The organism is Ancylothrix sp. D3o, from assembly GCF_025370775.1.
GTDB lineage: Bacteria > Cyanobacteriota > Cyanobacteriia > Cyanobacteriales > Oscillatoriaceae > Ancylothrix.
The window spans coordinates 15529-41955 of the sequence record NZ_JAMXEX010000023.1 but is presented as its reverse complement, the minus strand read 5'-3'; the positions used below and the strand labels follow the sequence as shown (position 1 = coordinate 41955).

14 protein-coding genes are annotated in these 26427 nt (G+C 41.4%); 7 read left to right on the top strand and 7 right to left on the bottom strand.

What is annotated here, in order from left to right:
- The 5 genes from NG798_RS23245 to NG798_RS23225 all read left to right on the top strand — a co-directional run.
- On the top strand, nt 1-1116 hold a 1116-nt coding region (locus NG798_RS23245), incomplete at its 5' end, for a calcium-binding protein (protein ID WP_261226099.1).
- Nucleotides 1117-1697: 581 nt separating this feature from the next.
- Complete coding sequence (locus NG798_RS23240) at nt 1698-3032, top strand: hypothetical protein (RefSeq protein ID WP_261226098.1); 1335 nt, start codon at nt 1698-1700, stop codon at nt 3030-3032.
- Nucleotides 3019-4212, top strand: coding sequence for a DUF1822 family protein (locus NG798_RS23235; protein ID WP_261226097.1), 1194 nt, complete (start codon nt 3019-3021; stop codon nt 4210-4212). The genes NG798_RS23240 and NG798_RS23235 overlap by 14 nt, the downstream gene beginning before the upstream one ends.
- A 25-nt stretch (nt 4213-4237) precedes the next feature.
- Nucleotides 4238-6634: a CHASE2 domain-containing protein gene (locus NG798_RS23230; RefSeq protein ID WP_261226096.1), complete on the top strand. Its 2397-nt coding sequence runs from the start codon at nt 4238-4240 to the stop codon at nt 6632-6634.
- Nucleotides 6631-7332 (top strand): DUF928 domain-containing protein, encoded by a 702-nt coding sequence (locus NG798_RS23225; RefSeq protein WP_261226095.1) that lies wholly within the window; start codon nt 6631-6633, stop codon nt 7330-7332. Before NG798_RS23230 ends, NG798_RS23225 begins: the two co-directional genes overlap by 4 nt.
- Nucleotides 7333-7362: 30 nt before the next feature.
- Here the strand turns inward: NG798_RS23225 and NG798_RS23220 are convergent, their stop codons facing one another.
- The 6 genes from NG798_RS23220 to NG798_RS23195 all read right to left on the bottom strand — a co-directional run bounded on the left by NG798_RS23220 (nt 7363) and on the right by NG798_RS23195 (nt 24582).
- Nucleotides 7363-9837: a CHAT domain-containing protein gene (locus NG798_RS23220; protein ID WP_261226094.1), complete on the bottom strand. Its 2475-nt coding sequence runs from the start codon at nt 9835-9837 to the stop codon at nt 7363-7365.
- A 65-nt stretch (nt 9838-9902) separates the two neighbouring features.
- The gene (locus NG798_RS23215) at nt 9903-11657 is read right to left on the bottom strand and encodes a ShlB/FhaC/HecB family hemolysin secretion/activation protein (protein WP_261226093.1); all 1755 of its coding nucleotides are present in this window, start codon (nt 11655-11657) and stop codon (nt 9903-9905) included.
- Nucleotides 11647-14181 (bottom strand): filamentous hemagglutinin N-terminal domain-containing protein, encoded by a 2535-nt coding sequence (locus NG798_RS23210; RefSeq protein WP_261226092.1) that lies wholly within the window; start codon nt 14179-14181, stop codon nt 11647-11649. Before NG798_RS23210 ends, NG798_RS23215 begins: the two co-directional genes overlap by 11 nt.
- A 36-nt stretch (nt 14182-14217) precedes the next feature.
- Nucleotides 14218-15039 carry a peptidylprolyl isomerase gene (locus tag NG798_RS23205; RefSeq protein WP_261226091.1) on the bottom strand — a complete coding sequence of 274 codons (822 nt, stop codon included), beginning with the start codon at nt 15037-15039 and terminating at the stop codon, nt 14218-14220.
- A 345-nt stretch (nt 15040-15384) separates the two neighbouring features.
- Nucleotides 15385-23700 carry a Calx-beta domain-containing protein gene (locus NG798_RS23200; RefSeq protein ID WP_261226090.1) on the bottom strand — a complete coding sequence of 2772 codons (8316 nt, stop codon included), beginning with the start codon at nt 23698-23700 and terminating at the stop codon, nt 15385-15387.
- A gap of 750 nt (nt 23701-24450) precedes the next feature.
- Entirely contained in the window at nt 24451-24582 is a 132-nt protein-coding gene (locus NG798_RS23195) for a hypothetical protein (RefSeq protein ID WP_261226089.1), read from the bottom strand.
- A gap of 80 nt (nt 24583-24662) precedes the next feature.
- Here NG798_RS23195 and NG798_RS23190 point away from each other — a divergent pair, with 80 nt between their 5' ends.
- Both NG798_RS23190 and NG798_RS23185 read left to right on the top strand, forming a co-directional pair.
- Nucleotides 24663-24848 (top strand): hypothetical protein, encoded by a 186-nt coding sequence (locus tag NG798_RS23190; protein ID WP_261226088.1) that lies wholly within the window; start codon nt 24663-24665, stop codon nt 24846-24848.
- A 371-nt stretch (nt 24849-25219) separates the two neighbouring features.
- Complete coding sequence (locus NG798_RS23185; protein WP_261226087.1) at nt 25220-25528, top strand: P-II family nitrogen regulator; 309 nt, start codon at nt 25220-25222, stop codon at nt 25526-25528.
- Between the two features lie 178 nt (nt 25529-25706).
- Here NG798_RS23185 and NG798_RS23180 read toward each other — a convergent pair whose 3' ends face one another.
- Nucleotides 25707-25982, bottom strand: coding sequence for a hypothetical protein (locus NG798_RS23180; RefSeq protein WP_261226086.1), 276 nt, complete (start codon nt 25980-25982; stop codon nt 25707-25709).
- Nucleotides 25983-26427: the final 445 nt, after the last annotated feature.

The following is a 26427-nucleotide window of genomic DNA, read 5'->3' as shown; positions in this document are numbered from 1 at the left end:
GATGGAGGCGATGGCAACGATACTCTCGATGGGGGTTTTGGTTTTGATGTTTTAATTGGTGGCAATGGCACAGATATGGCTACCTATAGCTTTTTTTCTGGGCCTATTATTGGGAATTTACAAACTGGTGTTGTCAGTTTTCCCGGAAATTCAACAATAACCGAGACATTATTTTCAATTGAAAATTTAACCGGAGGCAGCGGGAACGATCAGTTGATTGGGAATGCTGTCAATAATGTTCTGGATGGCGGGTTGGGAAATGACATTTTAATCAGCAGCAATGGCAACGATACTCTCAATGGTAACACCGGCACAGATCAAGCTAATTATAGTAGCTTAGGACGAGCTATAACACTGACGCCTTTTGGGGGAATAGATAAAAGTGGAGCGGGTTTTGATCAGCTAATTTCTGTAGAACAAATTGTTGGGGCTATAGGTCAAGCCAACACGATTAATGCTTCTTCGGCTACAGGTTCTGCTTCTATAAATGTCAACCTTGGCATCAATAACCTGACGGTTAATAACGTTCCTCAATTGACCAGTCCCTTCACCGTTCAAAACTTTGTCAATGTCACCGGCACGCTGAATGGTGATTCTATCACCGGCAATAGTAGTAACAACTCTTTGAATGGGAATTCTGGTAACGATATTGTCGTGGGAGGCGGTGGTTTTGATATCTTGCTCGGTGGGAGTGGCAATGATAATTTAACGGGCGCCGACAATCTTTCGCGGGGATCTGGGCAATTTGACACTCTGACTGGTGGAACCGGAATTGATCGCTTTATTTTAGGGGATTCCACTGGTTCTTACTACAAATCTGCTGGGGGAAGTGATAGCGCACTGATTACTGATTTTGCGTCTGATGATTTAATTCAATTAGGCTCCGGTGAAACCTACAATATTCAAACCAATCTTTCTGGGTTTCAAATCTTTGTTGCTAATGGTCTTAGCCGCGAGCTTGTGGCCACTATTCAAAACGGGTCTAGTTTAAGGAGTGATATAAGCGCTTTTCAAAGCAACATCTCAGGCGCTATAAGCACACCATCTATCGGCCTACCTTCCGGAAATTTTCAATTAGCCTCCGGTCAGGTTTTAGGCAGTTTTGTAGGTGCGTAAAATTAGTATATAACCGTCGGCGTTGCTGATTAATCTATGAACCGACTTTTCTTGGAAGTTACAAAACTCATCTTACTTGGCTTACAGTATTTCTGAAGTCTTCAATTCATACTTGTATTCAGCAACGCCACAATTTTTTTGATATCACTAGGCGATCCATACTTCGATACAACCTAAAACGATATGTAGAACCGCTTTTTTTAACAAAAATGTCTGCCAACAACCGACATCCCCCATTTTGCAACTATAAAGGAGGGTACGAGTTCTGCAATAGAGCAGGTCTCAGTGAAACTTAAAAGCTCAAACCCAAGCTCCGTAAGAGTTTTCAGCTTTTACAGAAAATTTTTCAAAAATTTTTTAGCAAAAGTGCATAAAGCCGGCCATTCCATCCCAAGAGGTTTATGACACCATGTAGGGAAGGAATTTTATGGCCATCACCGTGACGCAGAGCATCTTATCTGGATATTTGTCAATGCAAGTAGAGATCCAACAACGGGTTTCTGTGAGGAATTCACTTTAATCAAAGCCGGCAACCGCCTAAATAAAAGGTTTCGCATCATCACAAAAAAAAGGAAACAAGGATGACAGGACGTGAAACTATTGTTAGTAAATTTTCTACCTTTCTTTGTTTGGTAAATTCTCAGAGAAGAAAATGGGAATTTGACCGAAAGTTAGAAAGAAGTATGAAGCTTTTGGTTAAAGAATATCCAGAGGCTAAAGAGGATTTTTTAGCGCGTAAATTTCTCAATGTTTTGAGAGATGTATCTGCGAATCCAAAAGAAATGGAAAGCGGGCACTTGTCGGCTTACTTACAGGAACCCTGTTTGTGGGCCTCTCATAAAATCTACGATAAGTTACAATTCATCCGCAATAGATATCCCCTTGAAGAGTTTTTTCAGATCGCTAGTACAGCCGCCAGCAACCCAGCAAAAATTTTGAGAGGTTTTCAATTTGACCGGCCTGAAGCGACTATTAAAAGCTATGCACGGGTGACTTTACAAAGAATTATCACAAATACGCTTTATGAGCATGATATCGCACTGAAGGCTAGTAAATTATCTGATTACCGTTTGTTGCGGTGTCTTACTAAAAAAGAGCTAAAAGAAGCTTTAGGTTTAAAGAGAATTCAAGAAGCGATTTTAAGTAAGCATCTTTTAGCATGGCTGTGTTTTAGGGAAGTTTATCAGCCGGTGATCAGTAACGGTCGTTTGGAACCACCAAATGAGGCACAATTGCAAGAAATGGTTAAGGTTTTTAATTTGCGTTTATCTGCAACGGAATATGCGTGTGAATCGATAAATGTTGGAGAGTTTCAAAAGTATCTTTCTACTTGTATTCAGGCGGCTCGTGATTATCGTAAAGCGAGTATTTTACCGATTGAAGATTGCTCGGAAATAGAGATGGAAGGGGAGCCTTGGAAGTTGGTAGTTCAAGAGGATGAATGGAATTATCTACGACAGATGATTGCTGGGGCTTTAGAAAGTCTATGTGATGAGGGAAAAAGTTTGATTTATGTGTATTATGGGTTGGGTTTGACTCAAACTGAAGTTGCTGTGATAAGTGGGGAAAATCAGTATAAGATTTCTCGGCGTTTAGATAAGTATCGACGGGAACTTTTAAAGGTTTTTTTCAGACAATGGAATGAGAAAAATCCCGATGAGCGAATCAATGACACGATTATAGATTCGCTAGAGAAACCGATGAGTGAGTATCTGAAACAGCAGTGTGAAATCTGGCTGGATAAGCTTTTATACTATTGTTGGAATGGAGGTCAAAATCCTAATTTTAAAAATGATTCAAAACGAAAGATAGAAGCAGAGTTAAAACTCGCTGATGGTTCTCTTGACCGCCTAGAAGCAAAGATTTTTTGGATTTTGGATGAATGGTTGAAAAAAACTACAAATGGAGGCTGCTAATATGACTTTTGGTTTAACGCAATTAACGGCAATTTATCCCGCTCAAACATGGTTAGAGTTTTCGCCGGAACAACGCGAAAATGCGTGGCAACAAGCTCAAAATAATCCTCATTCAAATGGGGGCCGGTGGCGGGCTTTTTTAAATATTCTGTGCTTGAATATTTTCCAAAACTGGCTGAAGGATGACCCGGATTTTGAGGAAGTCGTTTTAATGCTTCCAAGTGCCGAAAATTTAGCGAGTATTTGGGAGGTGGTGAATGGTACGGCAATGAGGGTGGGTGAGACTCGACTGGTGATAATTCCGACTGATGAAAGCAATCTTAAAGAGTTTTTGATTCCGCAAGAATGGGTGGATATTCCATCTTGGGCGGGAGATTATTATTTGCCAGTTCAGGTTAATTTAGATGAGGGTTGGTTGCGGGTTTGGGGTTATACGAGTTATGAGCAGGTGCGTGGAGGAAGTTACGATTTGACAGATAGAACTTATGCTGTGGAAAGGGAGGATTTAATTGAAGATTTGGCTCTGATGTGGGTGGCGATGGATTTATCTGCAACTGCAAAACCGCAGGTTAAAAATCTGCCTGTTTTGTATGCAGCGCAGGCGCAAAGTTTGCTGAAAAATTTGGGTAAAGATACCCTTTATTTTACGCGATTAGCGATAGCTTTTGAGCAGTGGGGGGCGTTGTTAGAAAATGATGAGTACCGTAAGCAATTGTATGAGCGTAGGGTGCGAAATTTACCTGCTCTAAGTGAGTGGTTTGAGACTCAGGGAAAAGAGTTGATGGCTGCTTTGAAGGGGTGCGGTTGGCAGTTATATCAAGAAGTTTTTAACCGGCCTGAATTTGCTTTTCGGGCTGGCAAACGTCAGTTTTTTAAGTGCATTGAGTTGGAGAATGAATTTGATAAGATGTCTATGGATCTTGTGATTGAATTAGAGCGAGATAGTGACGAAACTATCTGGATTTTGCCAAAATTACAAACAACAAACAATGAAGGCTATTTGCCTGAAAATATGGAGTTAATAGTTTTTGATGAAGCAGGAAAGGCTTTAGTTAAAAGGGAGGCCGGTCAAGCTGAAAAGTGTCTTTCCCTTCCCGAATTTGGAGATTTTGCGGGAACAAAATTTGCAATTCAGGTGGTGTGGGGTGAAAGCTGCATCAGCGAATATTTTGTGATTTAATTGCCAGAAAAAAGGAGACAAAATCATGGCCAAATTGGTTAAGTTATCGTTGGAATGCCGGCCTGATATGAGCTATCAGGTGCAGTTGGTAGAAATTAAAGAAGAGGGGAAAAATGAGGCAACTTTAGTGGAGGGTATTACGGGAAGTTTGCCGGCAGTTACGCATCTTTATGAGCAATATAAAATATGGCGAGAACAATATCGGCAATTAGGTTCTGTTTTTCAGAAATTACCAGGGACGCAGAGTGAAAATTGCCCGGAGAAAAATCGAGAAGTAGATGTTTTTTACCGGGAGTTAAGGTTTCGTAAGGAGGTGATAAACGATAAGCCGGTTTCTTTGGAAAGTTGCCAAAAGTTAGCTTTGGAAATTAAAACGGCTATTAATGAATGGTTGGATGCGCCAACTTTTCGCAAGGTTGAAGAGGTAATGAGGACGAATTTAAGCCGAGTTGAGGAAATTCGGATTTTGGTTAAAACGGGGGATGTAAGTTTATGGAAATTGCCCTGGTGTGAGTGGGATTTTTTTGAGGATTATCCGTTTGCGGAGGTGGTTTTTAGTCCGGCGGAGTTTGGGGAATTTGAAAGGCCGGTGATTACAACTCCTCATAAAAATGTTAGGATTTTAGCGTTATGTGGCGACCGCACCGGCATTGATTACCGCAAAGATCAGGAAGATTTAAAGCGGTTATCTTTGGTGGGTGCAGAACCGGCAATTATTGAAGAACCAAGTTTGCAAAAAGTCCGTGAGCTTTTGTGGGATAAACAGTGGGATATTTTATTTTTTGCCGGTCACAGTTCGAGTAATGGTAGTTTAAAGACGGGTGATTTATATATTAATTCTACGGAAAAGTTGACTCCAGAGGAGTTTAAAAATAGTTTAAAGAATGCCAGAGATAAGGGTTTAAAGATTGTTTTGTTGAATTCTTGTGATGGGTTGGGATTGGCCGGCCAGCTTGTGAGTGAGTTAAAAATTCCGCTGGTAATTGCGATGCGGGAACGAGTCCCGAATATTGTTGCACAGAAGTTTTTGGAGTATTTTTTGTTGGAGTATGCGTATAGAAATAAGCCTTTGTATGTGGCGGTACGGAAGGCGCGGGAAAGAATTTCTGAGGAGTTTCAGAAGTTATTTCCCTGTGTTGATTGGTTGCCGGTGGTTTTTCAAAATGGGGGTATTCAAGCGCCGAAATGGAAAGATTTACATCGGAAGGTTTCGGGGAAGCAAGCAGTTTTGGGGGGGTTGGCCGGTGGTTTTTTGATTGTTTTGATGCGGCTTTTGGGGATGTTGCAGCCGGTGGAGTTAGGTGCTTTTGATCATTTTATGCGGGCGAGGCCGGAGGAGACTAAAGATGATAGAATTTTGGTGGTTACGGTGAGTGAAGCTGATATCCAGTATCAAAAAGATCTCTATCCAGATCGCCAAGATTCTCTGTCAGATCAAGCTCTAAGTGAAGTTTTAACGAAAGTTGCCGAATATGAACCTATCGCTGTTGGTTTAGATTTTTATCGGGATAGAAATTTGCCTCCTAATTTAATTAAAAGTATTAATAAACTTCCGAAATTTGTTGCGATTTGTAAATGGGGTCATAATTTAGAAAACCCCTCTATTTATCCTCCTTATAATCTTCAGAAAAATAGCACAGTAGGCTTTGCTAATATTCCTTTAGATGAAAATGGCTTTGTTCGTCGTCAACTTCTAAGAATGGCCGATGATGATATTTGTGACACTCCTATGTCTTTCAATATTCGTATGGCTATGCGCTATTTAGAAAACACAAAAGATAATCCGAGTATCAAACGGGAGTCTCCCAATGAAATAAGAATAGGTCAAACTTCCTTTCGCAAATTAGAAGCAGATACGGGGGGATATCAATTGCCGAATGGTCAAGCAGATGGATTTCAAATTATGCTCAATTATCGGAATGCGGATTTTGAAAAAATTTCTCTCAGGGAAATTTTACAAGGCAGAGGAGATGCAAAACTCCGTAAATTTAAAAATGCCATTATTTTAATTGGTTCGGAAATAGATAATGAAGATCAGCATTACACACCTTATAATAAAAAAATGGCGGGGGTTATTCTTCACGCACACATGACAAGTCAGATTATTAGTGCTGTTTTAGATAACCGTCCTCTCCTTAGTTCTTGGTCTGAATGGATAGAGCGTTTTTGGATTATAATTTGGGGTTTAGTGGGAGGTTTAATTGTTTGGAAAACTAGCTCTCCTACACAGTTAATAATAGCCACTGGCAGCGCTCTCACAAGCCTGTATGGAATTTGTTTTATTTTTTTCCTTCAGGCTGTATGGGTGCCGTTGGTTCCATCTGCACTCGCTTTGATATTCACCGGCACTGCTTTACTGATTTATGGCAATCCTGAAACTCAAAAACAAATCAACAATAAACTAGGAAAATTACTCAAATGAAACCATTTTTTCATCCTATCAAATTAACCTGCGCTCTGATTTTTGCTTTGGTTAGCTTTTCCAGTTCTCCTGTTCTTTCCGAAAAAGATAAGGATGATCCAGGCGGTGATGATGGCCGACCTACGCAGCAAGGAGGAGCAGGAAAACGTGGCACTTGTGTCATCGCTCAAAATAAACACAATGTGACGGTGACTGCATTAGTACCGACTCCAAAGATTTATGGCGGAACCGGGAAACAACATACAACCTTGTGGCTTTATGTTGACTATGATTCAAATCAACCTCATTCCAATCTGGAAGCTGAACTGACGATTGTAAATAATAGTAAAAATGACAGTATTTTTTTAGAACCTACTATCATAAAATTACCTGATACATCTGGTTTTACTTCTATTCCTCTACCCTCAGCTAAAACTTCTCTTCTTTTTGAAAAAAACATTTGGTATAACTGGACTCTTGACATTATTTGTGATTCCCAAGAACCAGCCAAAAATATAAAACTTCAGGGGTGGGTTAAATCAGTCGATAGCAGTTCCCGTCCTAATTACCAAGATGAAAAATATTGGTATGATACAATCGATGAACTGATAAAAAGCCGGTGTAATAATAGTAATCCAGCAAATAAACCAGAGTGGGACTCGTTATTAACTGCTAACAAGTTAGAATCTTTGATTGAAAAACCAATGACTTGCAAATAAAATATGACAATTTAGGAGTAACAAGCGTTTTCAACGCCAATTGCCTATCAAAACAAACGGCGCCCAGAATCGAGGAAAGCGGTAATTTATATTTTCAGGTTTGTGGATGAGTGATATTTGCGCTTGACGCAATGCTTCTGCTTTTGTCATTTTAGAGACAATTGAATTGTTAGAAGAGAGGGGATATTTATTATTGTAAAATTCTCGCATTAAAATTGAAGTTGAAAGATCATCTACCGACCACAGTGAGGCAATGGTAGTGCGAGCGCCTGCGCGAATTGCAACGCCTGCTAATCCCAAAGCTGCTTGCCTATCTCCTTTTGCAGTTTCACAGGCACTCATTACCAGTAATTCTATGCTTTCTGCCTGAATTTTATCCCTACTTTCCAACATTTTCCTTAAATCCTCGATATCAATAATCGCAACTCCATCCAAAAGAAATGTCAAGTTTCGTTTTGAACTGAAATGACCGTGAGTGGCTAAATGGATGATAGGGAAAAAGCCAAAATTAAGCTGATCTTGTATGCTGCTTTCGGTAAAATTTTTATCTATAAATTTTACCGAATCCAATAAAACTTTATTAATTTCATCGAGTTCTTCCGTGACGTAGCTCAGGTTACCGAACTCTATTCCCCGCTCCGGTCTTCCTTTTGTGAGACCGGCAGTTAAGGCTTTAGGAATACCTGTTTCGGAAGGATTCAAATCAAGTAACTGTAAACTAGAAATTAAAGCCACTGGATTTTCCTCAATCAAATATTTTTCCGTTTCTTTATTATATAAAGCTGCCATAGGAATATTCAGCAAAGGCAGATCCAGTACAAACAAAAGAGTTTTGTTTTCCAACTCTTGCTGAAATGGAGAAATAACCCACTGATCTACTTGACTAGACAAACCCTTAAATTGAGCAGTGTTGTTTCCTTGCAAAGCTATTCTTAATTCATCTATCGTTTCTTCCACTTCTTTTTTAGCTTTTACCGTTGCTACATGACGCAAATTGTCATCAGGCAAAACCCGAATCACTTCGAGCCGGTCTTCTAAAATAATGGGGTAAATAATAGCTGCTGTGGGATCAGCCTTAAAAACTTCCGCCAACTTTTCATCAACTTTTTGTTTCGCTTCCTCAATACTTCGCGCCGGCTGTATTTTCTGAACTTGCGATAAATCACACAGCAAAAAATTCTCTAACTCTGCTAATTGCAATAACTCAATTACCCCTAAAGCTTCCTTAATATTTTCTGGTGAATTTCCACCGGCTACAGGATCTAACAACAACCCCACCAACTCCCGGTAAACCGGATCAACTTCCTCCGTAAAATTCGCCTGGAAATTCGAGGTAACGCCTTCAAAACCGGCATCAATACCAACCAAATTTTGCCGCACTTTTTGAAGAGTATCTACCGCCGCTTCGTAAGCTTTAATAGCACTCTTAATATCTTTCTTATTGTAAATTCTTCCCAATTGCCACTGCCATTGATAAGCAATATCTTCGGCACCAATTGCTTGAGCTATTCGCACCGCTTCTTTTGTATTTTCCGTAGCTTTCTCTATATTATTTCGTTCTTTATAAAACCATCCTAAATTACCCGTTGTTTGAGATAACAAACGCTCATTTTTTAGAGCTTTTGACTCCGAAATTGCCCTATTTAAAAGAGCTTCTGCCTTAGTATCCCACGTCGGCTTTTCAAGAAGTGTTAAACTTCGAGCTAAATTAATTCTCGCCATAATTCCTGCCGGAGTTGGTGAGATTTTTTCAATTTCTCTTTCCAATTCTGGCCAATATTTACCAACGTAATTTTCAGCATCTTTAAGAGTTCCAGCTTCTACCAAAAAGCTTATAAAGTTTAGATGTAATGTCAGCCGTTGATTTGGAGAATTTTCTAAATCTAATACCTGCTCATAATAATTTTTTGCTTGCTGATCAAAGTCTTGATAATTTCCTGTAATAAGTTTATTATCTTTTTCGCAAGTTTGTATAAAGGCTTTACTTTGTTCGCTCGTCACTGCACCTTGTTCGGATTTTATTCTTTTAGCGAAAAATCGCGCCGTATTTCCTAAACTGAGTTGAATTTGAGTTTTAAGGTTTTGAGAAACCGATGAAGATTGATTTGTTTCAACTAATTTTAATCCATCTTTTAACATACACCAAGCGTTATCTAAATCGCCAATTTGTTGAAGGGTATTCCCCCAACTTAATTTTGCAGTCGCTTTGAGCAGCGGATCAGAAGCTGTTTTAATTTTTTCATCAATATTTTTTAAAATTTGCAATGCTTCTCGATATCTTCCCAAAGATTGCAAGGCAAATGTTTGATTAATTTGGCTGCCCAAAACTCCGTTAATGTTACCAGCTTTTTCGTATAAGCTTACGGCTTCTTGCCAAGCATTTAAAGCTGCTTGCGCTTCCCCTTGTTCTAACAATAAACTGCCTTCTCTGTTAAGCTGTTGTGCTTTATTTAGTTGCAGAGAATAACCGACATCAACTTGTTCACGGGCAAAAACTGCCGGCATTTGGTGGAAATTTAACACTAAAACAAATGTAAATATTCCCAACAACAATAGCAAGAGCGACTGTTTTAAAAAGGATTGTACTCGACTGAAAAATATAAGCCGTTTTCTTGCCATGTTTTGTCACCAGAATCGATATTAACTAAAGGAATTCCCCAATCAAATCTTGCCCGCAATGTTTCGCCCATAAGAAACTGCAAACCCACACCCACACCGGCGAAAGTATTAGTGTTAGGAGATTCGTTTCCTGAACTGTTCCAACCGGCACCCACATCAATAAAAGGCACAATTTGCAAAACTGCTCTTTGGCGGGGAAAGCGGACAACCGGCAGCCAAAATTCTGCGGAACCCAAAATGCCATTATCGGTTAAAAGCGCGTCTTGTCGGTAGCCTCGGACACTGGTTTGTCCCCCTAAACCAAATTGTTCTAAAGGAAGAAGCGCGCGGGTAGCTAATTGTGCGTTGGAGCGTAGTAAAATGGCCGGTGCATAGAGCGGTTCAGACCTGTTTTCACCTAAAAGCCGCAACCATTGGGCTTGTCCTCGCCATGCAAAAAACCGGCTATCGGGGGGTTCGTTATTGACAGTTGCTCGCCAGCCTAAACCTAAACTAAATTCGGAACGGGCTGCAAAGACTTGTTGAGCGTTCCTTTGCGTCCATTCTTGAAAGAATCTCAAGGCAGAAATGCGGGTACGTCCGCTTTCATCTGCGCCCGGCGAAAGCGGTGCATCGTAGCCTAAAATTGAGGTTTGACTTTTTTGCCATTGAGCGGTTAATCCTAATGCTAATTCTTGAATTGTCTCGTTTTTTATTTGTTGAATAACCGGCTGACGAAAGGTGAGTTCATAGCTGCGGTAATTGGCGTTGATATCGAGTTCATCAAAGGGTTCTTCGATGACAGTGTTGTCAGAAGTGCGGTAAGTAAAACTAACGGTTCCGTTGCGAGAATTGACTGGAATTTGGTAGGAAAGGTCAAGTTGATTACTTCCGTCTGTGTTGAAATAACTGGCACTGAAGTTATCACCAATACCGGCAATGTTGTTGTAAGACAGTGTTGCACCTCGCCGCAAACTGCCGGCGCTAGGGGAGCGGTTATTGTCGAGTTTTAATGATAAGTTAAAATGGTTAGCTTCGGTGATGTTAACTTGTAAAATATTTCTTCCTGCATCGCTGCCTGGTAGAAGTTCGGCTTGGATGTTGTCGATGAGGGGATTAAGGCGCAAGAGTTGCAAGCCTTCAGTGAGTTTCTTGTCGTTAAGGGGTGCAGTGGTGGCGAGTTCGAGGCGGGATTTTACATAGTTGGGGTTGAGCTTGCTGTTGCCAGATACTCTAATTTCTTCGATTTTTCCTTCTACAATTTCTATTTGTATAGTTGCGTTTTCTGAGTCTATTTCTTGTGGCGGTATATAAGCGCCGGTGGTTATGTAACCGGCTTTGATGTAAGCCTCGGTAATAATATCTCGCACTTTAAATAAATCAGCAAATGTGACTGGCCGGTTTAGGTAGTCTTTTGTGAGTTCGGCTAGTTCTTCATCGCTGAGGGCGGTGTTGTCTTGGAAGTCAAAGGCTTTGACGGTGATGGTTTGGGGGCTGTCGGGGGCGGTTTCGGGGGCCGGTGGTGTTGGGATGGGGATTTCTAGGGCCGGTGGCGGTGCGGGAATGGGGGCAGGTAGCGGTAGGGGGGTTTCTCTGGGAGGGATTGGGGTTTGGCTGTGGGCCGGTTTTGTGAGATATACAAAGGGAACCCATAGTAAGAATAGTGAGGGCAAGAATAGGGAGTTTTTGATTGCCGGCAAAATGCCGTAAAAAGTTTTATTTTCCATAACAATTTCCCGGTATTTGCCAAGAGCTAGAGGGGGTTACGTTGCGAGAATTGGCGGTGAGTCTAATGCGGGTTTTGTTGGCGTTTGCCCATTCAAATCCTTGGGCTTCTCTAATTTGATTTGAGTTGGTTTGGGTGGGTATTAATTGGGTGTTTTGCAGGGGTTGTGAGTTGGGATCTTGCCATGCGGAAACTCCCAGATAGGGGGTGCTTGGGTTGGGGGGTAGTCCTCCCGTGCCGGTGTTTATAAATGAGCTTGTATTTTGCCCTGGTTGTGCTTCGCATCCGCGTGCAATTTGGGGTATGGGTGCTGGGTTTTGTGGGGTTTTAATTGCGCCGGTGGTTGGGTCTACTTCGGGTGAGTTAAAAATGATTTGGCCGTTAAGATTTGGATTAGTAACCGAAAAGGCGGCAATATCATTGCTATTAATCTCGCTGAGATTAAAGCTGCCATTTGTTCTGTTTAATGCTTGGTTTCTAGTAATGGGTTGTAATCCAAATAATCCTTGATAGCTGATTTCTATTTTTCCCCCTTCGCCTGGTTGATTAAAGTTTCCTGGTTCACCGGCAATGGCAGAAATATCGCTGTTGTTTAGTCCCACCAGGGTATTAGTATTGATTGTAATATTTGCCCCTTTACCGGATACAGCTTCTCCTCGAATTGCACCATTAATTAGGCGAATGTCATTTGCGTTTATGGTTAAGATACCGGCGTTTCCAATTTGATAATTAGTCGGTAACTCTTGCCATTCTTGCTTTAAATATTCTAATTCTCTGGTTGTTGGTTGTCTACCACTAACTGTCAAGGTAGCTCCATTTTTAATTAAGAACTGTTGAGTGTTAATAGTTAAATTGCCGGCGTTTCCCGAAGTAATAGTTAGCGCTAATATAGAACTCCCACTAGGCGATTCACCTTTTCCTGTTAGCTCTATTTCCCTAGCGTTGACTTCTATATTTCCGGCATTTCCGTATTGAATCTCATAAGGGTTGTCTTCTTCTGACAAGTAGGTATTTATTGCTGAAGATGCGTTAACTTGAGCGCCGTTGCTGACAGTTAATCGGCCTGCATTAATTATTATATTTCCGCTATTTTGAGTACCGTAAGTTTTCGCAAATATGCCGGTTCCAGTATCTTTTATTTCGATTTCTGAGGCGTTTATTGTCAATTGGCCGCCCAGTGCTTGAGGATTTATTACATCGGCGGTGCTATAAGCTGTCGTACTAATCTCTGCCAAATCTTCAACCACTAATCGACCTGTTTCAATGGTTATATTTCCTGCGATGCCGGTGCTTACATCTGAATTGGCGAAAATGCCGGTTACAAAAACATATTCTTCTATTTCTTGTCTTGTTTCTATGGAATTTCTGGCTTTTATCGTAATATCTCCTCCTTTCCCTTCGCCATAGGTGGATGAGGAAATTTGACCTTGTTGTGTGATCATCAAATCTCCTGTAACAATGTCAATATTACCTGCTGGATTAGAGCTAGTTGTTTCTGTAAACACACCAGAAGGAACTGCATTATCTGCTGAAATTCCACTAATGCTAATCGTGTTTTTGACATCAATGTTTATTTTTCCAAAGTCTTGATCTGTTTCAGTTAAAGCAAAAAGTCCTGAACCATCACTTAATAAAAGATTACCGGCCCGCACATCAATTTTACCACTTCCACCCGTCACATCCGCCGACGCAGCATTTGCTAAACTAATATCACCAAAACTTTGAATATTTGAATAATCAAACTGCCAATTTTGAGGAGTTAAATTCAATCCAACAAACCCTTCTCCACTCACACTTCCCAGGTGAATTTGTCCCCCCGGTGCCGTTAAGTTTCCCCCATTCAAATCAACATTTCCGCCAATTAGCGCTAAATTTTGCTGACTTGGAACTTTCAGCCCTTCGGTTCTTTGATCCGTCAAAAACGCGCCTATGTCATCTGTAGTGATATTATGTCCCGTTCCTGCAACATTTATCGCAGCCACATTTTGCCCAAATTGTAAACCCACCGGCACTCTCATTGTCAGCAAAGGAGTTTCTGGATTTACGGCGCTATATTTTAAACCATTTTCAAACACAATACTATCAGCAGTAGATGCTAAAAATGAACCTTGAATATCTAAACGTGCATTTCCACCAAAAATAATCCCTCTCGGATTAATTAAAAATAAATTCGCAGTTCCATCAACTCCCAAAGTTCCGTCAATTAAAGATTGTGCTTCTGTTACCCGCGTCAAAATATTTTGAATTCCCGCAGGATTGGCAAAATAAACTCGCTCTCCGTTGCCAATATTAAATTCTCGCAAACTATGGAAAAGATTATTTTCAACTCTTGCACCCCCTTGAATTATAATTGCCGGTTGCTCTTGTACAATTCCACTGGGATTAACAATTGAAGATTGACCCCCCAAGCTATTATCAGGAGTAATCTGTGCGAAGACATTGCGTGTAGTCCCCGTTGTTAACACGCTAATTAATACAGAGCAAAGCGCTACTTTTTTGAAAAAATTTTTGCTTAAATAGGTCATATTTTTTAGCCTACATACTATAACGAAAGTTAGCTATTAATCCTTAACTTTATCTTGCAAAGCAACTTCGAGTTTTACTTGAAGTTTTGCCAGCTTTTCTTGTAGCCACTCTTCAAAAATTTGGTTTCCCAATTCTTGCTTAAGTGCGCCTTCCAAAACCGCCGGCAATTTTTCTCCGACTAGAAATAAGCAATAGCGTCCCTCAATTTCCACCGGCCCAATTAAATCCCCCACATTTGCCTGATAAACGGCAGATTTTAGCGGTTCTCCTAAAGCACCCATTCTCACCGGCCCCATCATCCCGCCGGCCAATCTATCCTCTGTAATTGAATATTCTCTGGCTAATAATTCAAAATTACTGCTATCTTCTAAAATTTTTTGTTGAATTTTATCGGCCTCTTTTTGTTCTTTCAAAATAATCCGAGACAATACCACTCGATCAAGTTCTCCTTTTCTGTTGGCAAATACCTCTTCCAATTTCTCAGCAATTATTTGGGCTTTTAATTTTTCAACTTTTATGCCAAAAGCCACTTGCTCTTCAAACTCTTTATAAGTCAGTCCATTTGCATTCATCCATGAACTAAACTGATTTCTATCTTTAAAATTAGCCTGTTCTTGAAACTCTGCAATCGCTTTCGTAATTTGAGAATAGGGAACTTCTGAGTTTTGTTGAGACTCAATTTCTTTTTCAAGAATATATTGCCGCAAAATATCCTTCATAAACCTTTGAAACCCGCCGGCATATCGCAGATATCTTAGGGTTTCTGTGAGAGTAATTTTGTTGCCATCAATTGTAAAAAAAGGTGTGTTGTCCATTTGTAGGGGCCGGTAGATGCCATAAATAGTGAGCCGGCCCATCACAAAGCGAGAATTTTTTTGGCTGGGCTTGCTCTCGGATAAATATAGTATAGTTGTCCAGCTATGTCAAGTATGTGTTTTTAGAAAAATTATTAATAACGGGAGAGCGGGCCGGTGTTTTTTTTTTGCCGCCTGCAAGGTTGTTTGGTTGAATCTTGCTAAATGAAAAAACCCCCGCTAGGGCAGGGTTAGAATGGTACAGCATAAAGTTTTCTAACCCCGAAGGGTTTTATTATTCGTGTAGATACTCTTTAACGGGTGGCTTCTGGGGGTGGTGAATGATCGGTAGCGAATACAACCGGCCAATCTAAAACCGATGTCGCCAATCTAAAACTACCGGCAACTCTACGATAATTTAATCACAAAGGCATCTTCTCCCCCTTGATTTGTTCCCTCTAAATTCCCGCTAGTTTCTCCCGCAATAATTAACCCATTTCCATCTAAAACGATATCATTTGCGACATCATCTGCCGTTGTTCCAAGTTGTTGTTTCCACTGTAAAGCACCGGCCACATTATATTTAGCATAGAAAATATCTTGTCCTCCAAATTGTGTGTCTCCTAATTTTCCAGTCGTGGTGCCGGTTAAATAGACCCCCGTATTATCCGCCACAATACTGTTAGCAGAATCTTCGCCGGTGGTTCCCAAAAGTCGTTTCCAATTAACATCTCCATCGGTGCTTAATTGTGCTACCCAGGCATCACCGCTACCATAATAAATGCCGCCCAATCCATAGCTGTTGCCAATTATAGCTTCGTATCTGGCGGTCGCATCTCCTACCCAATTACGAGGCCCTCCGGTATAGTTTTCTCCTAACCATCCGTAGGTTTTTCCAGCTACATAAATGTGACCGTTATTATCAGTAGCAATTCCATAACTGATATCTTCGGCAATGCTTCCAATTTGTTCTGTCCATTGCAAAGAACCGCTAGAATTATATTTCGCTACCCAGGCATCGCCATCTCCTTCACGAGTACCGCCTAAGCCTCCTTTTGTGGTGCCGGTGATATACACATTGCCTTGATTGTCAATAGCAATACCGGTGGCTTTTTCATCATCAGGAGTGCCAATTTGTTTTACCCATTCTTGAGTGCCGGTGCTGTCAAATTTGGCAATCCAAGCATCTAATTTTCCGGCGTTGATTCCGTCTAAATTGTCTGTTGTGCTGCCGGTTATATAAACGCTACCATCAGGAGTAACAGCTAACTTTGTCATTTCTGAATTAACACCAAAAGACTGCTGCCATTCCACACCCCCGCCACTGTTGTATTTCGAGAGATAAGTCAACGAATCTCCTTTTGATAGGTTGTACCAGTTGCCGAAATTATCAAAGGCGATGTCTATATTATCATCGCCTCCAGTTCCTATTAACTCGCCATTTGTGGCAAAAGAAAGATTGCCATTATTAATAGCAATGGCATTTACAGTGTCATCAGCGCTGGTTCCTAGCTGTTGTTGCCATTCAATTTCGGGTCTTTCATTATCGTAAATTAGTAATCTTCTGTCACCGTTATCTCCAACAAGGTAGGCGGGATCTCTGATGAGATTTATAACTACCGATTCGGTAACTTCAGCGAGATTATCATCAATGGGATTGATGGTAATTGTGGCTGTTGTTTGATTGGGGGCAAAGGTGATGCTGTTGGGTACAAATTCGTAATCGATGCCATTGTTTGTCGAGTTACTCCAATCTCCTCCCATGTTGTATTTCAAAGTAACTGTTTGAGAAAGATCGCCGGTGCGCGTAATCGTATATTGTCCGGAGTCGCTGCCTTCTGTGGCTGTAGAATCGGTGGCATTAACGTTAAAAATCGACTTGTTTTCATTGTCGTGAACATTAATTGTCCTCGTTCCGCGTTCTGCCCATATATTGTAGTTTGAATTGGGGGTTAAGGAGACATCAATTGTCTCAACGGTTTCTTGTTCTGTGTCATCAATAGGGTTTAATTGGATATAGACATCATGTTGACCGGCTGGAATAGTAATGCTGCCGGTTTGGGTGCTTTCATTGAAACCAACAGTAGTGTAATCTGTACCTGGGGTAGCGGTTCCAGCAACGGAATAATTGACTGTTAAGGGTTCTAATAAACTGCCGATGCGCCGGACTAGGAAACGTCCTGTTTGAACTCCCTCTGTTGCATCATACACACCAAATTGCTCAACATAAAGCTGAATGAGAGGTGTTTCATTGTCGGAAATTTTTACCTCGGCATTAGCGTTATTTCCTACTTGGTAATTGTCTGTGCCGGTGACGAAAAGTTTGACTCGTTCGGGCCATTCAACAACGTCGTCATCAATCACATTTATAGGAATTTTCACGGAGGATGCACCGGCAGGGATGGTGATAGTGCCGCTGAGGGTTTCATAGTCGCTGCCATTGGTGGCAACTGGGTATGCCCAAAAACCGTTATTGTCAAGGCTGTAGCTGACTGTTAGGGGGTTGGTGGTATCGCCGGTGCGGGTGATGGTAAACTCGCCGCTATCCCCGCCTTCTGTGCTGTTGGGATCACTTGCGGTGATGCTGACAACCGGCTTAAACACATCAATGGCAATGGGAGTGGAAACCGGCAACCATTCGGGGTTTGCGCCTACCCCATCGCTGACGCTGACGCTGAACGCCTGCATCTGGGCACCGGCAGTCGTGGGTGTCCACACCAGCGACTCTCCGGGGGATAGAGTCGTCACACCGGCCACTACCGGCTGTCCGTTTTTAGTTGGTATGTCTGCTCCAACGGATTCTATGCGAAAAGTTAGCGTATCGCCATCGGTGTCTATGGCGTTGGTGGCGCTGAGTAAGGTTTCGTAGGTGATGATGTATGGCGCGCTTTCCGTTGCATTTGTCAGCGATGCGCTAGGGTTGAGGGTGGGTGTGTTATTGACCGGGAAAATCCCACTATCATCATCAGCAATCGTTACTTGGGCAACCGGCTTATTACCAATTTGATAATTTCCAGCGGCTAAATTAACAACTATTTGCTCGTTTCCTTCAACGTCATTATCGTTAAGCGCGAGAATTGGAATTGTCACCAAAGACGAGCCGACGGGGATAGTAACTGTGCCGGTTAATTCCTCATAATCACTGCCATTTGTTGCTGTTCCCGCCACCGTATAATTAACTGTCAAAGCTTCGTCTAATTTGCCAACGCGAGAGATAATAAGCTGGCCGGCATTGCCATTTTCTCCTGCTTGCGAATCTGTCACCATGAAATTAACAATCGGTTTTCTTAACGTCGTGGGGTCAATTTCAATAATGCCGGGTTGAGATAACCAATTATCAGTTAAATCATTCCACGAGCCAACTATCTCACGATTTAATTCCCCAAAGTTTTCAGTTTGATTTCCCCAAACCGAGTTAGATGGACTTCCTGGTAACCAGTTTGTGTAAGTGACTGGCTCTCCGCTTACCCATTGATAATTTCCAGGTTGTTTTCCATAAATTTCGCTATCCGTCATTCCCATCCAGAAAGGTTGACTATTAAAAGTTTGGTTTATCCAATTTTGCTCGGCTGCATCATTAATCGTCACCAAATTTCCACCTAATATCTGAGCCTGATTTTGTGCGCCTAACCAAGTGTCAGGCTGGCTCAAAATATAGAGGTGTCCGTTAGCAGGATTTTCATAAACAAACGGCCCATACCAATCAGTTGTCGTGCTGTTTGTAATCGTTGCTGTCGCACCGGCACTCGTGCCTAAATTATAGAAACTGGTATCAATTAAATTCAGCGTAACCGTTTCATCATCTTCGACATTGTAATCAAAAATCGGATTAACAGGAATTGTGGCTGAACTCATCCCCGCAGGAATGATAACGGTGCCGGTTAACTGTCGATAATCTGTGCCATTGGTAGCAATGCCGGCAAGGGAATAATGGACGGTTATAGGATTACTAAAATCTGGGCCGGTGCGCGTCACTACAAATTGCGCTGCATTGCCATCTTCTGTTGCATTGGCATCAGTTGCAGTGATGGTTATTGTCGGGTCATCGTTATCTTTAATTGTCAGATCGGCGATATTATTTGTGCCAACTTTATAAGCAGAATTAGCGCCTAAAATAACCTCAATAATCTCGTCGTCTTCATCCAAATTATCATCGATGGGAATGATATTAAGTGGCATGGAAGTAACACCGGCATCAAAGGTTACACTGCCAGTTAACCCCAAATAATCACTGCCAAATTTTGCCTTACCGGCTACTGCATAATTAACCGTTAAAGTGCCGGTGGTGTCGCCGGTGCGGGTGATGGTAAAGGTGCCGGTGTTTCCATCTTCGCCGGCATCTACGTCGGTGGTAGAAATATTGACGATATTTTTTGAATTGTCACCAGGAATAACTTGTTCAGTTCCATACAAATTCAACTTCCAATTATTCAGAACACCGGCTTCCCCACTCAACCGATCCGAAACCTCCAACTTCCAATCTCCCAGCGAAGATTCACCCCAATTACGATTAGAAGTAAACACCCATTTATACCCATCTTCCGGGTCATAATGCGGCTCTGCTAAAATCGATTCCGTCCCACTTGGTGAAATTAATTTAACTTCCAAATCACCTCGCCAAGAGTGATCAATATCCAGCATTACTTCCGCCCATTCTACCTTGATATCCCGCTCAATACGAATCTCAGAAACAACACCGGCACTATTATTATCAGGAATAGAAATTCCAACGTGCTGCACCGGCGACTCAACTTCAATTTCTGGCGATACCCCATTCCAACTAATCGCCGTTTTCACCGCTGCTTCTGCATTAATCCCACCAAACCCATACTTATAATTAACCTCATACCCCGCAGCATTCACAACCCAATTTTCATCAGTTGCATCATTTTTCTCCGCAGTTTCTACCAAAATATGCTGCACATCACGCTGTGTTAAATTGGGATTTGCTTGCAACATTAACGCAACAACACCCGATACCAAAGGCGCCGCAGAAGATGTGCCGCCAAAACTATCAGTATAAGCAGCATTACCATCATTACTGGCTGCGGTTGTCGTAATACCAACCCCATCCCCAGAAGAATAAGCAGAAACTAATAAAGAGGAGCCTGGTTCGCCATACCACGATTGTTCGCCATTGTGATCAATCGCGGCTACAGCAATCGTATTACGGGAATTGGCAAAACTATTGTAATTTACATTTCCGCCATCCCAACCATCATTTCCACCCGCAAAAACAGTAATATTTCCTAACCCGTTTCTCCCATTATTAACGTTATTTTCAAAAGCCCAATTAACCAGCGGCGAACCAACAAAAGGATCTCCTGGTTTCCAACTATTGTTATAGACATCAATTGCTTGGTTTTGATAAATTAAAGCATCCGCAATTTGCTTATCTGTAACAAGGTGATCTCCCAACAATTGCACATTTGCAATTCCCGCCTCATACGCAGCACCCATAATGCCGGTTTCGTTGGCACTTGCCGCCGCTACCCCCGCAACAGATGTACCATGCCGATTGGGAATTTGATTTGTAGCACTTCCGCTGTTATCATCATTCCATCTTTCCCACAATTTTTCTAAGTTTTCTCGGCCTAAAATTGTACCAATTTCGACAAATGTTTCTCCACTTCTAACCGATGCTTCGTCTGCATTTCCCCCCGTCCATACGCGGTCAAAAACTATGCTGGGATCTTCGATAGGTTGGCGATTGGGTGCCGGGTTCCACCAAACAGAAATCTGTGCTAAATCATGTTTTAAAATAGAATCAGCAACCGCTGCCGAATCTTTGCCAGAAATTAAAACAACTGAGTCAGCATCGCCATTTTTGGGCTTGCCATAAACCCATATTTCGGCAGGGTTATTTGTGAGGATTTCTGAGACGATGTTGGCGGTGTCGGTGCCGGTGATAAATGATTGAGGTTCTGTGTTTTCTTCGGTTTTTGGTTGCAAGCGCAAAGCTACATCATTGCTATTATCCAGAGGATTTTTAGGGAGAATATTCCATTGCTTGAAAACTTCTTGCAACGCGCTTTCAATAATTAAGGCGGCTTCTTTATCAGTGTCAATTTTTGTTAAGTCATACTCTTCATCATTAGGGGTGTTTTTCTTTCTCTGCGCTAAGGATTCTAAACTATTAATATCGCCAGAAACAGCAACAACTGCCATGTCTGGAGAATTATCGGGTTCTTGCGAATCTTGATCATTGGGGGAATTTTTACGCTTGGCTGCCAATGTTTCCAGGCCATTATAGCCCAACATAGCCGCGATAAATTCTGTGTCGCTGTCACCGGGATTTATTGGATCATTTACATCGTTTGGACTGTTTTTGCCTTTTCTGTAGGTGACAGCTAATTCATCAATTCCGTAAAGTATTTCTGCTTGCCCTTGAATTTCTGAAGGGTTCAAAATAGGACTCGAACTTCCATCGTTAGGGTTATTTTTTCGCTTGACGGCTAATTCTTCAATGCCGTAAGTTATCCCCAATGTACTTTGATTAGAATCGCCTGAAACCAAGAGATAATTTTGGTCTGTCGGTTGAGGACGCCAAATTTCTTGTACACTTTCAATAATAATTTCGCCGGTTGAGGTTACAGAAGTCTCATCTATAAAGCGACGCGGTTCAATTTCTATTTGACTTGCATTTAAAGATTGAGGTGCATTTTGAACTTCAATATTAAAATTGTGGCTCAATTGTTCCACATATCGCTGCAATATATCTGGATGACTTTGCTGCACGCCATCATCAACAATTCCTAAATTTATATTTGCACCGCTGACGGTTTGTGTAAGATTTCCAGGCAAAGAAATATTCCACGCCGGAAATCCATTTACATCAGCACTAATGGTTCCTCCCGTTTGTCCGGTATTATTTAAGTGCCATTGTTCTGATACTAAAGTGTCGTTTGTATTGAAACTTGAAGGCGGTACATAAGTTTTTAAATTAAACCAAGTTAGCGGATAAAAATACTCGACTTCTAACTGGCTTTGTAATTCACTAATAATCTCTGTAGGCTCAATATTTGCCGGAAACTCAAAAATATAAGTATTCGGAATGAGGCCGGTTTCTCCTAAATTTGTTGCGCCCATTAACGCCGCTAAATCAGGCGCAGATTCACCTTCTTGCACACTCACAAGCCATTGCTTTGTTTCTGCCAATTCTTCAGCAGTATAAGAGCCTAAATTTGTGGCATTATCAATGGCAAATAAGACGGAATCTGTTAAGTTATTCGTTTCCGAACTCGAAAGAAATGTAAACTCATTAATCGCGTGATTACTCACAGCACCGGCCTCATCACGAGCAATGAGTTTGACTTGATATTTCCCCGGTTCTAAATTCGGTAATTCATAAGAAAAATTTGCCCACTCATTATCTTCTTTAAACTCCCTTAATTCCGTTACCTCTATTGTTTTCCACTTTCCATTTTCCATCTGTTTACTGATGGAAATCTTGAGAGTTTCAATATCATCTACGCCGTTTAAATCAAAAACTTTGCCGGTGAGTTGAAAAACATCACCTCTCTTGTAAAAATGCTGCGTACTAAATTGTAAATCTTTGGGAGATGCGTTGCATGAAAGTGCCGATTCTCCATCTTTCTTTTCTGACAAATCTCCATTTTCTATCGGGTTAAATTTATTGTCACCCTCAGTGCAATTGATATCATTTTCTTTGCCAAGAATCTCACTGGTTGGGATAACTGGAGACTCATCTACACTTTGAAATTCAGCTTTTGTTGTCTCTCCTAAATTATCGCCCCCCAGCACTTTTTCATCGTTGGTGATTTCCGTTTTTTGAGTGATTTCTTCAACTGTTTCTGAGCCAGTTTTGGATAATTCCCCCGGCATTATTTCCAGCAAATTTGCTTCTGCTATTGACACTCCCTCTGAAATGGTTGCTTCTAAATAAGGTGTGTTGAGATACTCTATAATTTGCCGACCAAATAGCGGACGCTTGCCACTTTCAATCTCAGAATTTGCTAACACTTCCCCTACCGTACCATTTGGTACCAACATTACCCCAAATTGAGAGCCGGCTGGCATACAATAAGTTCTAATTTTCTTGCCTTTCCCCGACTTAGAGTTTGTTTTTTCTCCAGCAGACGCACTCAAATTATGTTCTTCCGTTGCCTCGGAAATTACTACATAACCGAGGTGAGAATTGCTGGCAGCACGACGAGCAGCTTCTGCGATAAATTCTACAGAACCGGCCTTAAATTTATCCATACCTTCCAAGCTAAAAATAGCCAATTCCCCTTTGGAAAGCGCCTCATAATAACCAGATTCAATTTCAGCTTTTCCGCTTTGGCTAACATTAAAATAATCCGTTTCCCCAAAAGTATTTAATTTGCTATAATTATCAGGTATAGTGGGCGTTTTTAAAGGTTGGGTTTCTGGTAAAACTTCCCCGGAATCAACTTCAGCATTGTTTAAATCTTGTGATGATGTGGCCGGTGTGTTTGGCAGTAAATCTATTTTTTCCGTGCCTAAAATAAACTCTGCTACAGCGTTATCAACATCCTTATCTTTACCATTCAAAGTGTCTACTGAATCGCTATTTATGGCCGAGTCAAAGTTGAGAGAAACCGACTCACTTCCTGCCGATTTATTATTGATATCTGCCGTACCAAGTGAGTTATCTAAATCGCTGGAACTTAAGGCGGGAATAGAAGCTAAATTTAAACTGTCGTTGGGGGAGATGCTCTCAGGAACCATATTATTAGACACCCTTTGTAATGGTTTAACAAGCAGAATTAACGGTTGTTATTTGTTGATTTCTAAAAGAACAGCCCTGCTTTAAGGCGCTGGCGGCTCTCTTTTTGAATTGCTGTTTGGAACATATACTTTTAGCTTACATATACTTTTTTTTAATATTTTTCTATTTTTGCAACTATATCTCAAACTCGCTCACAAATTGAGTTATTCAACCAACTTTCTTGCTAACTTCATAAAAAATTTAAAAAAGTACCGTCTAAATAAAGTTTCTATAAAGTAATACTTGACCGGGCGGACTCTGCCTGAATCTCTGCGATAAATTCCCCTTCCCATACAGTTATAGGGCGCAACTACCAAGCCTAAAAGATTTGTTGCCCACAAAAAAAAATAATAAAACAGCAGTTTTTTATCAAATGTCTGCACATACAAAAAAAAGAGAATTCGTAAAAATTATACAATTTTACTTAAATTAAGAGATTAATAAAAAACTATACTTCTTACATAACAAGAAGTTTAGGGTAAAACTTTGCTTCCTTTAAAAAGGTAAAAGCTGTCTAGTAGGGTGAGCCGCTTTTATTGATGGAGCCCGCATTACCCCAGATATCAGTATCTTTGGATGTGAGGTTAAAAAAATACTCACAATATCTAGGAAGCGCCTAGGCCGGCATTACCCACATCACGGGAGGTGAGCTACAGTATTCTTCAAAACCGTTTGTAAAGCCGAAGGTTCCTCGCCTCATGGTTTTATGACACCAGTGCGATCTACCGCATACCCACCACAGATGTGTCAAGGCCGGCATTTGATAGCAGACTTAAGGGTGAAATGGCCAACACAATACACCGGCCTAATGGCCCAATGTCATCCGCCTCGGCCTCCAAGCCAGATGTAGGCATCCAACTATCGAGCCTCTGCACACGGAGAGAATGGTTTAGTCAAACAAATCAAGCAAATCAAGAGTCCGCTAAAAACTTATTTGCAATCACCGGCCCCGATGGATGTGATAGACCCAGTTTCTTTAGAGGGGCCAGGGAATTTTCTGATGGCGGTGGATATCAGAGCGCCGGTGGATATGGTGATACAGGTGAATGTTTGCTCGGACGGTGGGGGTTCGGAGGCCGATGGATATTCGAGGGCCGGTAGGATATTCGAGAGTCGGTAGATTTTGAGATGCTGATGGATTTTTGGGGGCCGGTAGATGGAAAAAACGAACTATTATTCTTTAATTAACCGTTAAATTGACTTATATTATGACGTTCAAATTCAAACTATTTCAGCGAAAGCAACGTGATTATTTTATAAAATTATCGGAATTCCTGTTAACATTTAAACCTGCGAAACTCCAATGCACTTCGCATTTATTAGGCGCGCAACCATTCTCTTCTTTGTCCAAAGCGCAATACCTAACTTAAGGTAGTTTCAAAACCTGATGGCGTAGAAGTATCATTAACTGAAGCAAGCGTTGACAATATTTTGGCAACAAAGCCCTCTCAATTACCTAGACAACCCCAAATCTACTCTGTGGAGTCCTCCATGCCCCCTGAAACCAGCCCAGTCCAACCCGCAGTCCTACTCACCATTATTGCTGAAACAGTGCTAAAAGATGCGATTATCAATTTGTTTAAAAGCAATAATGTAAGCGGCTACACAATTAATCAAGTGCAGGGCGAAGGTAGTCACGGCAAACGCTTAGGAGATATAGCAGGCTACAACACAAATATTGAAATCAAAACCATTGTGTCACTAGAAGTATCTGATTCTATCTTTTGGTCTATAAAGGACTATCAGGGTCAGCACGCTTTAATGGCCTTCCGACAAAATGTAGAAGCCCTGATTAATTAACCCCGGTTGTGGACTTCAATCGCTAACCCTTATTTCGCACCGCACCCCTTGCCAACCATTTTGTCAGTAGATACCCGACTTCTCTAAATCCTCTCCCATACAAAGGCCAGTGAATTTTACGGCGTCGGTGGCTCTGCCAGCATTGAGACACCAGTAGATGTCATGGGGGCGGTGGATTTTATGAGGCCGGTGAAATTGCCACTGTAGGTGGATCTGTTAGGGGTCGGCGAAACTCGCGAAAAGCCGGTGTCACGCGAGCGAAATGTTTAATCTTATAGCCATTTGAAATCCGCACAGACAAAATGTAGATTACCGGCATCCCAGGGGGACACCGACCAGATAGCGTATTCCACATACCGAAATAAACATGGACTAAATGACCGCACAGGCATCCCAGGCGGACAGCCGTCGGATCTGATGGGGTGACAACTGTCCTCAACGCTTGGTAAAGCAAGACTTCCAGCCTCTAAGATCAAGAAAGATTCATGGGCCAAAAATGCCTCATAAAATTAATCATTTGATGAATCAACCTTACAGTGAGCCATCGTTGATTAAAATGTCTGCCAACAAAAGAGTGAATAATTCCTGATTTTTTTAAAAACTCAAGTTGGTCAAACGCTTACTTCGGAAAGCTTTTAAAGATACTTGTCACCCCATCTGGGTTTGAGGGCAGATAAATCGGTTAAAACCTGTTGGGTTCAGTAGTTTTGTAGCACATTCCCTCAAACCGGCCAACCCTAACACAAAAGCAATGATAATGGTGGATTGGGGTAATTATTCCACGAAATTGCAACTGCACTATCAATTATTCTCATGTCCCCTTATAGAAACGTTGCTTTCTAATAGATATAGAAGCCAAACGACCCATCAAAAGGGAAAAATAGGTGTGATAGGAATGC

Coding starts and splice junctions, on each gene's coding strand:
- NG798_RS23240 (WP_261226098.1), top strand. CDS start 1,698: ATGACAGGACGTGAAACTATTGTTAGTAAATTTTCTACCTTTCTTTGT.
- NG798_RS23235 (WP_261226097.1), top strand. CDS start 3,019: ATGGAGGCTGCTAATATGACTTTTGGTTTAACGCAATTAACGGCAATT.
- NG798_RS23230 (WP_261226096.1), top strand. CDS start 4,238: ATGGCCAAATTGGTTAAGTTATCGTTGGAATGCCGGCCTGATATGAGC.
- NG798_RS23225 (WP_261226095.1), top strand. CDS start 6,631: ATGAAACCATTTTTTCATCCTATCAAATTAACCTGCGCTCTGATTTTT.
- NG798_RS23220 (WP_261226094.1), bottom strand. CDS start 9,837: ATGCCGGCAGTTTTTGCCCGTGAACAAGTTGATGTCGGTTATTCTCTG.
- NG798_RS23215 (WP_261226093.1), bottom strand. CDS start 11,657: ATGGAAAATAAAACTTTTTACGGCATTTTGCCGGCAATCAAAAACTCC.
- NG798_RS23210 (WP_261226092.1), bottom strand. CDS start 14,181: ATGACCTATTTAAGCAAAAATTTTTTCAAAAAAGTAGCGCTTTGCTCT.
- NG798_RS23205 (WP_261226091.1), bottom strand. CDS start 15,039: ATGGGCCGGCTCACTATTTATGGCATCTACCGGCCCCTACAAATGGAC.
- NG798_RS23195 (WP_261226089.1), bottom strand. CDS start 24,582: ATGCCTACATCTGGCTTGGAGGCCGAGGCGGATGACATTGGGCCATTA.
- NG798_RS23185 (WP_261226087.1), top strand. CDS start 25,220: ATGCCCCCTGAAACCAGCCCAGTCCAACCCGCAGTCCTACTCACCATT.